The 12,822-nt window shown below is 72.2% G+C and carries 10 protein-coding genes; 7 read left to right on the top strand and 3 right to left on the bottom strand.

Annotation, left to right across the window (positions count from 1 at the left end; translation table 11 throughout):
* Positions 1 to 16: 16 nt before the first annotated feature.
* The 3 genes from I4J89_RS22640 to I4J89_RS22630 all read left to right on the top strand — a co-directional run bounded on the left by I4J89_RS22640 (position 17) and on the right by I4J89_RS22630 (position 3,987).
* Positions 17 to 520 carry a hypothetical protein gene (locus I4J89_RS22640; RefSeq protein WP_196416022.1) on the top strand — a complete coding sequence of 168 codons (504 nt, stop codon included), beginning with the start codon at positions 17 to 19 and terminating at the stop codon, positions 518 to 520.
* Positions 521 to 640: 120 nt separating this feature from the next.
* Positions 641 to 2,239: an ABC transporter transmembrane domain-containing protein gene (locus I4J89_RS22635; protein WP_309238432.1), complete on the top strand. Its 1,599-nt coding sequence runs from the start codon at positions 641 to 643 to the stop codon at positions 2,237 to 2,239.
* Positions 2,236 to 3,987, top strand: a complete 1,752-nt coding sequence (locus tag I4J89_RS22630; RefSeq protein ID WP_196416020.1) for an ABC transporter ATP-binding protein — start codon at positions 2,236 to 2,238, stop codon at positions 3,985 to 3,987. Before I4J89_RS22635 ends, I4J89_RS22630 begins: the two co-directional genes overlap by 4 nt.
* A gap of 10 nt (positions 3,988 to 3,997) precedes the next feature.
* Here the strand turns inward: I4J89_RS22630 and I4J89_RS22625 are convergent, their stop codons facing one another.
* Entirely contained in the window at positions 3,998 to 4,384 is a 387-nt protein-coding gene (locus tag I4J89_RS22625) for an STAS domain-containing protein (RefSeq protein ID WP_196416019.1), read from the bottom strand.
* Positions 4,385 to 4,640: 256 nt separating this feature from the next.
* Here I4J89_RS22625 and I4J89_RS22620 point away from each other — a divergent pair, with 256 nt between their 5' ends.
* Genes I4J89_RS22620 through I4J89_RS22610 form a run of 3 tightly spaced genes read left to right on the top strand, consistent with a single transcriptional unit; the run spans position 4,641 to position 10,975 of the window.
* Entirely contained in the window at positions 4,641 to 7,655 is a 3,015-nt protein-coding gene (locus I4J89_RS22620; RefSeq protein ID WP_196416018.1) for a glycosyl hydrolase 115 family protein, read from the top strand.
* A gap of 3 nt (positions 7,656 to 7,658) precedes the next feature.
* Positions 7,659 to 8,900, top strand: coding sequence for an SGNH/GDSL hydrolase family protein (locus tag I4J89_RS22615; protein WP_196416017.1), 1,242 nt, complete (start codon positions 7,659 to 7,661; stop codon positions 8,898 to 8,900).
* 41 nt (positions 8,901 to 8,941) lie between these two features.
* Entirely contained in the window at positions 8,942 to 10,975 is a 2,034-nt protein-coding gene (locus I4J89_RS22610) for a GGDEF domain-containing protein (protein ID WP_196416016.1), read from the top strand.
* Here the strand turns inward: I4J89_RS22610 and I4J89_RS22605 are convergent.
* Positions 10,926 to 11,507 carry an NAD(P)H-dependent oxidoreductase gene (locus I4J89_RS22605; protein ID WP_196416015.1) on the bottom strand — a complete coding sequence of 194 codons (582 nt, stop codon included), beginning with the start codon at positions 11,505 to 11,507 and terminating at the stop codon, positions 10,926 to 10,928. The two genes, I4J89_RS22610 and I4J89_RS22605, sit on opposite strands and share 50 nt — an antisense overlap.
* Before the next feature lie 41 nt (positions 11,508 to 11,548).
* On the opposite strand from I4J89_RS22605, the gene I4J89_RS22600 reads away from it, so the two are divergent.
* Positions 11,549 to 11,722, top strand: a complete 174-nt coding sequence (locus I4J89_RS22600; RefSeq protein ID WP_196416014.1) for a hypothetical protein — start codon at positions 11,549 to 11,551, stop codon at positions 11,720 to 11,722.
* A gap of 291 nt (positions 11,723 to 12,013) precedes the next feature.
* On the opposite strand, the gene I4J89_RS22595 is transcribed toward I4J89_RS22600, so the two are convergent.
* Positions 12,014 to 12,715, bottom strand: a complete 702-nt coding sequence (locus I4J89_RS22595) for a uridine kinase family protein (protein WP_230859390.1) — start codon at positions 12,713 to 12,715, stop codon at positions 12,014 to 12,016.
* Positions 12,716 to 12,822: the final 107 nt, after the last annotated feature.

Below are 12,822 nucleotides of genomic sequence, written 5' to 3'. Positions count from 1 at the left end.
AAAGGGGAATTTCGCGATGTATCAAGCCGCTGCCCGCCCGGCGGCGCCGCCGGTGGTGCTGGTCGTTGCGATCGGCTTCGCCGTGCTCGGTGTGCTGAACGTCGTGCGGGTCGCCGTGCAGGTGCCGTACAACCTCTCGCACGGCGACTACAGCGACGGCGCCCGGGTGATCTATGTGGGGCTGAACGGGTTCACCGTCCTGATCTCGGTGTTCATGCTGGTGCTCGCCTACTTCCTGTGGCGGGGCAAGCTCTGGGCCTGGATCACCGGCATCACGATGCTCGCCCTCGCGATGCCGTGGGGAGCGATCTGGCTCCTGGTCCAGCTGGTCGACGGTGGATTCCCGTGGCTCGGGCTGGCCGTCCTGGTACCCGCGCTCGGTCTGCTGCTGGCGATGACCGTTCCGGGTTCGGCGCGGCGCTTCTTCTTCCGGAAACCGGCGTATTCGGTTCCCGCCACCCCGTACCAGCCGGGAGCCTGGCCGGGCCGGCCCGGTGACGTCAATCACCGGCCGTACTGAAGGGACAGATCACCCCTAAACCGGTCGACAATGGCGCGGCGACTGGGCAGCATGACGATCGTGGATGTACGGGGGCCGGGGCGATATCTGTGGTGGCTGGCGCGACAGTGCAAGGGACGGGTGGCCGCCGGGACACTCTTCGGGTCGGCCTGGTTCCTCGCCCTGGCCTTCACGCCGTACCTCATCTCCCGTGCCGTCGACGAGGGTGTGGGGCCGCGCAGCGTGCCCGCACTGCTCGCCTGGACGGCGGCCGTGCTGGTCCTCGGGGCGGTCAGCGCGGGCTTCGGCATCATGCGGCACCGCAGCATGACCAGGCTGCGGCTGGCGGCCGCGTTGCGCACCGCCGACGAGGTGCTGGAGCACGCCACCCGGCTGGGTGCGGCGCTGCCGCGCCGGGTGACCGCCGGTGAGGTGGTCACCATCGGCATCTCCGACGTGTGGACCATCGGCCGGGCGATGAACGTCGGCAGCGTCGGGGTCGCCGCCGCGCTGGCCTGCGCGATGGTCGCGGTGCTGCTGTTCCGGACGTCACCGATGCTCGCCCTAATCGTGCCGGTCGGCGTGCCGGTGCTCGGGCTGGTGGTCGGGCCGCTGCTGAACCGTACGCAGCGGGCCGGATCGCACTATCGCGAGCGGCAGGGCAGGCTGAACGCCCGGCTCGTCGACGTGGTCGGTGGGCTGCGTGTCCTCAACGGGCTCGGCGGCAAGCAGACCCACCTGGAGCGCTACGAGCGGGAGTCGGAGCGCGTACGCGAGCAGGGTTATCGGGTGGGCCGCCCGTCGAGCTGGATCGGCGCGCTCGGCGAGGGCCTGCCGGTGGTCTTCCTCGCGGTGGTGATCTGGCTGGCCGCGCGGCTCGCGGCCGAGGGTGAGCTCACCGTGGGTGAGCTGATGGCGGTGTACGGCTACACGGCGATGCTGGTCATCCCGGTCAGTGTCTTCATCTTCTGCGGCTTCGACCTGGCCCACGGCCTGGTGGCGGCCCGGCGGGTGACCGATTTCCTGCGGTTGCCGGTCGACGACCCGTCCGGCGCGCCCGCACCCGCCGGTCCGGCCGTGCTGCACGACCCGCAGTCCGGGGTGACCGTCGAGCCCGGCCTGCTGACCGCGCTCGCCGGGGCCCGCCCGGCCGACGCCGCCGAGGTGCTCGACCGTCTCGGCCGGTACGGCGCGACCACAGCCACCTGGGACGGCCGCCGCCTGGACGGGATCGCCGTCGCCGAGGTCCGGTCCCGGATCCTGGTCGCCGGCAACGACGCCGACCTGTTCGCCGGCTCGCTGCGGGAGGTGGTGGCCGGGCGGCACGAGCCCGACGACGAGCGGGTCCGCGAGGCGATCCGGGTCGCCGTCGCGCACGACGTGGCGGACGACCTCGGCCGGTCGGTCGAGTGGGGCGGGCGCAACCTGTCCGGCGGGCAGCGGCAGCGGGTCCGGCTGGCCCGGGCCGTCTACACCGATCCGGAGATGCTGCTCGCCGTCGAGCCGACCTCGGCGGTGGACGCGCACACCGAGGTCGCGATCGCGGAGCGGCTCGCCGAGGCCCGGGCCGGGCGGAGCACGGTGGTGGCGACCACCTCGCCGGTGTTCCTGGACCGGGCCGACCTCGTGCACTACCTGGTGGGCGGCCGGGTCGCGGCCTCCGGCGCACATCACGAGCTGCTGGCCACCGAGCCCGGTTACCGGGCCCTGGTCACCCGGGTCTTCGGGGAGGACGAGTGAGCACGGCACTGCCGATCGCGGATCAGCGTACGGTCCGGGCGGCCGCGGTGCGGCTGGTGGCGGCCGACCGGCGGGCCGTCGCCGGGTTGATCACGGTCAGCTCGCTGGCCGCCCTCGCCGCGCTCGGCGGCCCGTGGCTGCTCGGCCGGATCATCGACACGGTGGCCGCCGGCGGCGGTGCCGGGCAGGTGGACCTACTGGCCCTGGGCGTCCTGGGCTGCGCGATCGTGCAGACGCTGCTGTCCAGGTACGCCCTCGCGATCGGCTACCGGTTCGGCGAACGGACCGCCGCCCGGATCCGGGAGAACTTCCTGCGGCGGGCGCTCGGCCTGCCCGCCGCGGTGGCCGAGCGGGTGCCCGCCGGCGACCTCGCGGCGCGGGGGACCACCGATGTCGACGCGGTCGCCACCACGTTGCGCGACATTCTGCCGAGTGTGTTCATCGCCGTCGTCCAGCTGCTCTTCGTCGCGGTCGCCGTGATAGTCCTCGATCCGCTGCTCGGCGTGGTCGGTGTGCTGGGTCTGTCCGGCATCTGGTTCGTGACGCAGTGGTACCTGCGGCGGGCACGGGACGCGTACCTGGCCGAGGGCGCGGCGAACTCGCGGCTGGCCGAGGAGCTGGCGGCGACCACCTCGGGCGCCCGCACCGTCGAGGCGTTCGGGCTGGCCGATCGCCGCCTGACCGCCGGGCGTACGGCGATCGAGGAGACCCGGCACACCCGGCTGGCCACCCTCGCCCTGCGCAGTGTGTTCTTCCCGCTTGCCGAGACGTCGTACGCGGTGCCGACCGTGTTCGCGCTGCTGCTGGGTGGGTTGCTCTACATCGACGGCCAGGTCAGCATCGGCACGGTCGGCGCGGCCGTGCTGTTCATGCGGCAGCTGGTCGGCCCGCTGGACACCATCCTGATCCGGATCGAGCTGATGCAGAGCAGCCTCGCGTCGTTCGCCCGGGTGGAGGGGCTCGGTTCGATCCCGGCCGGCCCGCCGCCCACCACGGCCACCCCGCGCGACGAGGTGATCGAGGTGACCGGCGTGCGGTACGCGTACGACCAGGGCCGCGAGGTGCTCCACGACGTGCGCCTGACGGTCCGGCCGGGGGAGCGGCTGGCGATCGTCGGCCTCTCCGGTGCCGGAAAGTCCACGCTGGGCCGGCTGATCGCCGGGGTGGACCGGCCGTCCGCCGGCTCGGTGACCGTCGGCGGTGTGCCGGTCGCCGATCTGCCGCCCGACGAGTTGCGCCGCCAGGTCGTCCTGGTCACCCAGGAGCACCACGTCTTCCGGGAGTCGCTGCGGGACAACCTGATGGTCGCCGCGTCCGACGACGAACTGCGCCGGGCCCTCGCCACGGTCGGCGCGGACTGGGCCGACGACCTGGACCGTGACCTCGGCGAGCAGCCGCTGGACGGGGCGCAGGCGCAGCAGCTGGCCCTGGCCCGGGTGGTGCTGGCCGACCCGCACACGGTGATCCTGGACGAGGCGACCGCGCTGCTCGACCCGACGGCGGCACGGACCGCCGAGCGGGCCCTGGCGGCGGTGCTGCACGAGCGGACGGTCATCGCGATCGCGCACCGGTTGCAGACCGCGCACGACGCCGATCGGGTGGCGGTGATGGACGACGGCCGGATCATCGAGCTCGGCACGCACGACGAGCTGGTCGCGGCCGGTGGGTCCTACGCGGCGCTGTGGCACTCCTGGCACGGCGAGGGCCGGGCCGGTGACACCGTGCACGCCGGGACGCGCGAGCGGTGATGCTGTCGCGTCATCCACTCGGCCAGCCGGCCGAGCCGGCTCGCGGGATCCTCGACGATCCGGTCGGCGGGTAGTCGAACGGTCCTTCCACGTCCAGCAGCCGGAGGAGCCAGGCCACCATCGGGGAGGCGGCCGCCACCACCACGCGGCATCCGATGAGCGCGCCGTCCGCCCGGACCCGGAGCAGGATCCGGACGACGGCGCAGTCGCAGAACTCCACCGCCGTCATGTCCAGGGCGAGCACCGCCGGCCGCTGGTCGTGCAGGGCGGCGCGCAGCGTGTCGTCGAGCCGGTCCGCGTTGGCCAGGTCGAAGGCGCCGGACAGCCGCGCGGTGACCGTACCGGGGGTGGTCTCGCTGACCAGGACCCGTCCGGGCATCTCCGGCCTGGGAAGCATCGTGGCCGCCTCCTTCCCGCCGGGCCGTCTGTCCTCACCGTAGTCCGGTGCGGACCCGGTGGCGCCGCCGTCACCGTCATCCGTACGACAAGTCCGTGCACGCCGCAACGGGTGACGCCAATAGCGAAAGTTCCGGTCGCCGAATGAATTCTCGCGGCCTGCGGGACGCGGGTTGACGGCATAGATCGGTGGCTATACGTTACGGAGGCGCTATCGGAATGTTTCCGAAACTTTCGGTGCCTGGAGGCGTACCCCCATGCGAAGCTTCCTCGCGAGCGCGACGGCCGTCCTGGTCGCGCTCGTCCTCGTTCCCGCCGGATCCCCATCCGCGACCGCCGCCGCACGCGGCGAGAGCTACGAGAGCTATCTGAGCACCCGGTCCGGACCCGGCCGGTTCCCCCTGGTCGCCCGCGGCGCCGCCGCACCGATCGTGACCGCCGCCGGCGATCACGCCGGTGTGCTGCGCGTGGCCGGCGATCTCCAGTCCGACCTGCACGCCGCCACCGGCGTGCGTCCTACGGTCAGCACCACCGGCGAGATCCCGGCCGGCAGCGAGCCGATCCTGGTCGGGACGATCGGCCGCAGCGCCCTCATCGACCGGCTGGTGAAGTCCGGGCGGCTCGACGTGCGCGGCATCGCCGGCCGCTGGGAGACCTCACTGCAACAGGTCGTGGAGAACCCGCTGCCGGGCGTGCGCCGGGCGTTCGTGATCGCCGGCAGCGATCAGCGCGGCACGATCTACGGCGCCTACGACGTGTCCCGCAAGATCGGCGTCTCGCCCTGGCACTTCTGGGACGACGTGCCGGTTCCGCACTCCGACGCGTGGTACGCGCTACCCGGCCGGCACACCCAGGGCACCCCGAAGGTGAAGTACCGCGGCTTCTTCATCAACGACGAGAACCCGGCCACCGGCACCTGGGCGCCCGGCTACTTCGGCCCCGGCAAGGTCCCCGCCTACCCGGGCGGCCTGAACGCCGACTACTACGCCAAGGTCTTCGAGACCATGCTGCGGCTCAAGGCCAACTACCTGTGGCCGGCCGTCTGGGGCCGGGCGTTCGCCGAGGACGACCCGCTCAACCACGCCACCGCCAGCCGCTACGGCGTGGTGATGGGCACCTCGCACGAGGCGCCGATGATGCGCGGCATCGAGGAGTGGAACCGGCACGCCAAGGCCGCCGTCCGCGACGCCAACGGCAACATCGTCACGCCGGGCAGCGACCCGTACGGCGGGACCGGCGAGTGGAGCTTCCGGCGCAACCGCGACGCGATCGTGGCGTACTGGCGCGACGGCGCGAAGCGGATGGCGGAGCAGGGCTTCGAGGGCGTCATCACGCTGGGCATGCGCGGCAACGGCGACGTCAGCCTGCCGGACGGTGACGGCATCGACCTGATGAGCACGATCATCGAGACCCAGCGGGAGATCCTGCGCGAGTTCGGCCTCCAGGAGGCGCCCCAGGTGCAGACCCTCTACAAGGAGGTGCAGCGCTACTGGGACAAGGGCTACCAGCCGCCGGAGGACGTGACCGTCGTCTTCTGCGACGACAACTGGGGCAACATGCGCAAGCTTCCGCACGCCGGTCTGCCGGCGCGCAGCGGAGGGTACGGGCTGTACTACCACTTCGACTACGTCGGCGACGGGCGCAACTACAAGTGGGTCGACACGATCAACCTGACCAACACGTGGGAGCAGCTGAATCTCGCGTACAGCAAAGGGGTTGATCGTCTCTGGGTGGTCAACGTGGGTGACCTGAAGAACGAAGAGCTACCCACGCAGTTCTTCCTCGACTACGCGTGGAACCCGGACGCGATGCCGCTGCACCGGATCGGCGACTGGGAACGCCGCTACGCGGCGGAGAACTTCGGCCCGGCGCTCGCCGGTGAGATCGCCGAGGTGCTCAGCGAGTACGGCTACCTGCAGTCACGCCGCAAGCCGGAGTCGCTCAACCGCCGGATCTCCGGAGACGCGCAGAACGTCGTCTACAACGATCAGGAGAGCGCGTACACGCTGACCGACTACCGCGAGATGGATCGGGTGGTCGCCGAGTGGCAGAAGCTCGCGGCGAAGGCGGAGCGGATCAAACGCCGGATCCCGGCCGACCGGCAGGACGCGTATTTCCAGCTCGTCGACTATCAGGTGCAGGCGAGCGCCAACCTCTACGAGTTGCGCCGCGCTGAGTTCACCAACATCAGATACGCGGCCGAGGGCCGCGCGGCCACCAACGATCTGGCCGACGAGGCGGAGGCCCGCTTCGCCGAGGACCAGGCGCTGAGCGCCTACTACAACACCGAACTCGCCGGCGGCAAGTGGGCCGGCTGGCAGACCCAACCCAAGATCGGGTACGGCAACGCGGCGCGCTACAACAACGCGTCGTGGCAGCAGCCGCAGACCGACAACCACGTCGCCCTGCCCGACGAGATCTACCCGCACCTCAAGCGGATCGAGGTGCCGTCCGCCGCTGGCCTGGGCGTCGCCCTGGACGGCGGGGACGCGACCACCCTGCCGGAGTTCAGTCCGTGGCAGTCGCAGCCGCAGCAGTTCATCGAGGTCTACAACAAGGGCACGACGCCGTTCGAGTACCGGATCACCGCGGGGCAGCCGTGGGTGAAGGTGACGCCGGCGTCGGGCCGGGTGGACGAGCAGGTCCGGGCCACGGTCTCGGTCGACTGGCGGCGGGCACCGAAGGGCGTCACGACCGTACCGATCACGATCGAAGGCGCGGGTGGCACCCAGGTCGTGCAGGCCCCGGTACGCAACCCGCAGGTGAAGCCGCAAGGCTTCGCGGAAGCGAACGGCTACGTCGCGATCGACGCCGCCCACCACCACCGCAAGACGGGCGCGTGGCGGCTGCTGCCGGACATCGGCAAGAGCACCGACGGCCTGACGCCGCTGAGCGAGGGCGCCAAGCTGGACTACCGGATGACGCTCACCACCACCGGGCCGGTCAAGGTCTCCGCGTGGTTGTCACCGCGCAACAACACGCTGCCCACGCCCGGCCTGCGGTACGCGATCTCGGTCGACGGCCAGCCGGCGCAGACCGTCGACGTCATCGCCGCGACCGGCGCCGACGACACCGCGATGAACCGGCAGTGGGCCCGCAACACCTCCGACAACATCAACATCACCACTACCACGCACACGATCGACAAGCCCGGCGTGCACACGCTCACCTTCCACGCCGTCGATCCGACCGTGATCCTGCAACGGCTGATCGTCGACACCGGTGGCGTGAAGTACAGCTACCTGGGCCCGCCCGAGAGCCGGAGGTACTGAGCCATGCGCAGACGTACCGTTCTGGCCTCCGGGGGAGCCGCCGCCTCCGCCGTCCTGCTCGGCCGGGGCATCGGGCCGAAGTCCCGCTGGGCGCACACGTGGACCGCGATGCCCCAGCTCACCGAACCGCACAACCTGCCGCCCGCGCCCTTCACCGGCACCGACTCGGTACTGGTGAACACCACGCTGCGGCAGACCCTGCGCACCACGATCGGCGGCCGGCAACTGCGGGTCCGGTTCTCCAACGCGTTCGGCGGGGCGGACCTGCCGATCACCGCGGCGGCCGTGGCGCTGCCCGCGGGCGGGGCGGCCGGTGTGCCGGACATCCGCGCGGGCAGCTCCCGCCCGCTCACCTTCGGCGGCCACCGCTCGGTGGTGGTGCCGGTCGGCGCGCAGATGGTGTCCGACCCGGTCGACATGCCGGTGGCCGGCGCGACGAACCTGACCGTGACCACCTATCTGGCCGACGGGCAGGCCACCACCGCGCTGACCTCGCACCCCGGCTCGCGGACCACGTCGTGGCTGGTGCATGGCGACCTCGTCGAGCAGACCGCCCTCGCCGGGGCGACCCCGACGGACCACTGGTACCTGATCAGCGGTGTCGAGGTGACCGCTGCCGGCGCGGCCGGGCTGGTGGTGCTCGGTGACTCGCTGACCGACGGCCGGGGCTCCACCACCAACGGCAACGACCGCTGGCCGGACCAGTTGCTGGCCCGGCTGCGCGGCGACGTGGCGGTGCTCAACCAGGCGGCCGGCGGCAACCGGGTGCTGCGCGACGGGCTGGGACCGAACGCCCTGGCCCGCTTCGACCGCGACGTACTCACCGTCACCGGGGCCACCTGGCTGCTGGTCTTCGAAGGGGTGAACGACATCGGCACGGCCGAGGCGAGCGAAGCCGCACAGCAGCGGGTGGTGGCCGAACTCGTGGGTGCGTACCGGCAGATGGTGCTGCGCGCGCACGCGCAGGACCTGATCGTGTACGGGGCGACGCTCACCCCGTTCGGCGGGAACATCTACGACGACCCGGCGGGCCTGCGCGAACAGTCCCGGCAGGAGGTGAACCGGGCGATCCGGGGCGGGCTGTTCGACGCGTACGTGGACTTCGACGCCGCGGTCCGCGATCCCGCACAGCCCCGCCGGATCGCGGACGCCTACAACGTCGGCGACCACCTGCACCTCAACCCGGCCGGGTACGCGGCCCTGGCCGCGGCGGTGCCTCGCCGGTTGCTGGCGAGGAATCCTTAAGCCGGAGCGCGCCGGGCCGATCATTGCGGGGTCGAGTCCCGGTGGTGGAGGTGTCCGTGCACGAGCAACGGTTGCGGGCGATCCGTGCCGGTGCCCTGTACTGCTCCTCGCCCGCTGTGTTCGCCGCCGTCTACGCGGCGGCCACGTGGGGCGCACCCGGCCGTGGCGCGATGCTCACCGTGGCGTTGACGATCCTGGTCGCCGCCGGCCTCGCCGGGGCGGTCGCGACCAGGCTCGTCGCCTCCCGCTGGTGGATGCTGCCCCAGCACGCCGGTGCGTTCGTCAACCTGACCGGCTACGTCGTCCTCGCTCTTCTCGACGGCGGCATCGCCGGCCCGCTCGGCGCGTTCATCCCGACGTCGACGGTTCTGCTGGCCACCGTGCTGCTGCCGCGGGCCTTCCTGTCCGTGGTGGTGCTCAACGCGATCGGGTACGGGCTGGTCGTCGTCCACGGCGACCCGGCCCCGCCCGGATACTGGCTGGTCCACGCGCTCGGGTTCGGCGCCGCCGCGGTGCTGTGCCTGCGCCACTCGATGGCCCTCGCGTCGCTGCGCCGGCGTCTGGCGGACACGTCCCGGACCGACCCGCTCACCGGATGCCTGAACCGCCGGGGTTTCGACGACCGGGTCGCGGCCGCGCTGGCCTCCGGCGGGCCGGTCACCCTCGTCCTGCTCGACCTGGACCACTTCAAGCAGGTCAACGACGCGCACGGCCACCAGGCCGGTGACGAACTGCTCGCCTGGGTGGGTCACGAGTTGCGCGGCTCGATCTCCGCCCCGGCCGTCGCCGGACGCCTCGGCGGGGACGAGTTCGCGCTGCTGCTGCCCGGCACCGGCAGCGCGGAAGCAGCCCGTGTCGTGGACCGGGTCCGGAACCGGCTGCGGGCCGGGGCGCCGTCCAGTCTCGGGTCCGCGACGTTTCCGCAGGACGCCCGGGACGCCGACGGGCTGGCGAGCGTCGCCGACCGCCGGCTCTACGCGGACAAGGCGGCCGGGGACCGGCGGGCGCCCACCGACGCGGAGGTGGCACAGGCCCGCTCCCGGGCCACCGCGGCCGGACCCGCGGCGACGGTGTCCGGCCGGGAACGGCGGCGGCACTCGATCGCCGACCCGGGCTGGATGTCCATCGCACAGACCTGCGTGGCCCTGGTGTACCTGGCGTTGTTCACCGCCGGCCATCCGCACCGGGGCGCGATGCTGGTGATCTGCCTGTGGGGATTCGCCGCCGGCCTGGCGGTCGTGCTCGGCGCCGACTGGCTCAGCCGCTCCCGCCGGGCCCGGCCGCTGATGCTGGCGTTCTCGGCCAGTTCCTTCGCCAGTCTCGCCGTCATGGCCGTTCTCGACGGCGGGGTGAGCAGCACCCTCGGCGTCGGGATGCTGCTGCCGATCCCGCTGCTCATGCTCGGCATGCGGCCCCGGGTGGCGGCGCCGCTCACGGTCGCCGCCGGCGCGCTCTACGCGGTACTGGCCGTGACCGGGGGCGCGTCCAGCGGCTGGTACGTCGTGACGAACCTGCTCGGTACCGCCGCCACCGCGGTCGCCTGCGCGTTGCAAGGGCGTACCGCCGCGGCGCAGCGCCGCCTGCTGACCCGGCTCGCCCGGGTCGACGTGCTCACCGGTGTGCTCAACCGGCGCGGGTTCGGCGAGCAGTTCACCGCCGAGCTCGGGCACGTACGCCGGCACCGTCTCGGCGCCGCCCTGCTGATCGCCGACCTGGACGAATTCAAAAAGCTCAACGACGAGTACGGGCATGCGGCCGGCGACGAGATGCTGCGCTGGGTCGCCGCCACCATACGATCCGGCGCGCGGCCGCACGACGTGGTCGGGCGGCTCGGCGGCGACGAGTTCGTCATGCTGATCTGCGGCGACCGGCCCGGCGAGGTCGCCGAGCGGCTGCGCGCGGCGCTGGCGGAGCGGATCCGGGTGAGCATCGGCGTCGCCGTGCTGGACCAGGACGGCACCGACTTCGACAGCCTGTACGCGGCCGCTGACGCCCGCCTCTACCAGGAGAAGAAGGCCCGCAAGCTCACAGAGCCCGGCCCAGTTCACGCACCCGCCGCAGGTGCTCTGCTCTGACCTCGGCCCAGCGGCGCGGGTCGTCACCGCGCAGCGTGGAACCACCGAGCACGACGAACTCGCTCCGCTCGGCCCGCCCGCCGATCCGGTCGGTGATCATCGCGGTGCGCATCGCCTGATGAACGCCGGAGGCCTCCAGCTCGGCGACGTCGTACCCGGCGGTGCAGAGCACGAGCGCGGTGCGGGCCGGGCGAAGCCGCATCGGCTTGTAGGCCCACCCCACGCTCCAGACCCGGTCGAACCAGCCCTTGAGCAGCGCCGGGCAGTCGGCCCACCAGACCGGGTAGACGAACACCCACACGTCGGCGGCGTCCAGGCGGGCCTGCTCCGCCGCCACGTCCTCCGGAACCGGGTCACCGTCGCGTCGCTCGAGCTCGGCCCGGCTCAGGTCCGGCCGGAACCCCATCCGGTAGAGATCCGACACCGTGTACGCGTGCCCCGCCTCCGCCAGCCCTTCCCGGAACGCGTCGAGCACTTCCCCGGTGAAGCCGTGCCCACCGGGATGCGCGTAGATGACGTGCACGTTGATCACGCCGGGGATTGTCGCAGCCGGAAACGGGAAACAGCATGGCCATGACCGACCAAGCCGAACCGCGCCCACCGCTCACCCCGGACCCGCCGGCCCCGCCCGGCCAGGAGGACCTGGTGGTGCCGGATCTGCCGCTGCCCAGCCGCGAGGACCGCGAGGTGCCCGAGGGCGCCGACGACGTGACCGAGAAGGCCGGCTCCACCGAGGCGCCCGACTAGGGGCTTCCGTAGTCAGGGTGATCTTGCTTGGCCCAAGCTCAAATGCTGTCTCAACGGCCGCCAGACAGCACCCACGTTGGGCCGGACAAGTCCCTGACCACGAAGGTGCGCTCCCGCCCACCCGATCCACCACGATCCGCAGGCGGCGGCTGAAGGCGAACCGCGACTGCTCGCGTTCGTCGCTGTGACCTTCGGGTGATGGTGTTTCCCGGCGGTCGCGCTGGGGCCGTCAGGGGAAGCTTGGCTTGCGCTGGGAGAGCGGGGACGGGGTCGGCTTCGGCGGGACGCCGGTTACGCGTACCCCGAAGAAGCTGGACCGGTAGAACCTCGATCTAGAAAGGGGGGTGCCGCCACGACCTGGGTTTGCGGGTCGTGGCGCTGGGTGGGGGTGCCGGAGACGACGAAGTCGGCCCGCTCCCAAGGACGGTCGTGGCTGAGGAAGGGAATCTCCTCGGCCATCCACTCGTCCCACTCGTGGCGGGCGGTGGCCGGGTCGAGGCCGTCGCGTTCGATGTCGCGCTGGAGGCCGCGTTCCTCGGCGTGGGCGAAGTCGGACTGGACCCAGACGGCGACGTCGATCAGGTGGATCAGCTCCTGCCGGGAGGCTCCGACTCCCTCGACGAGAACGGCGCTACAACCGGCGGGGACCTCGATACTGCCGGGCCGGCCTCGTTCCCGCCAGGCCGGTGGTGTGAAGCTGACGGCCCCGCCCGCGTGCAGGGGCGTGAGTACGTGATCGGCCATCAGGTCGGACCAGCCGAAGCGGGAGTGCCACCAGGCCACGTCGTCGGTGTGCACTACGGCGGATCCCGGTATCGCGGGCAGCAGCCGGCCGGCCAGGCTGGATTTGCCCGCGCCGCCGCGTCCGTCGATCGCGAGGATCAGCGGGCGGCCGGTGGCCCGGTCGGCGGCTTTGGTCAGCGCGCGGGCGAAGTCGGCGAGCGTCTCGATCCGCCACGGTCCTGCCGGCGGCTCGTCGGGGCCGGGTCTCATCGCATCCTTCGGCGTTCGGGGGAAGAGATCGCCGGTGGCGGCCGGGACGGGCCGCGACCGGCGAGCGGTCGCCGGCCACGCGGACCGTCCAAGCGCGACACCGGGCG

The organism is Actinoplanes aureus (assembly GCF_015704865.1).
Taxonomy (GTDB): domain Bacteria; phylum Actinomycetota; class Actinomycetes; order Mycobacteriales; family Micromonosporaceae; genus Actinoplanes; species Actinoplanes aureus.
The sequence above is the reverse complement of the archived record's forward strand: the minus strand, read 5'-3'. Positions and strand labels throughout refer to the sequence as shown.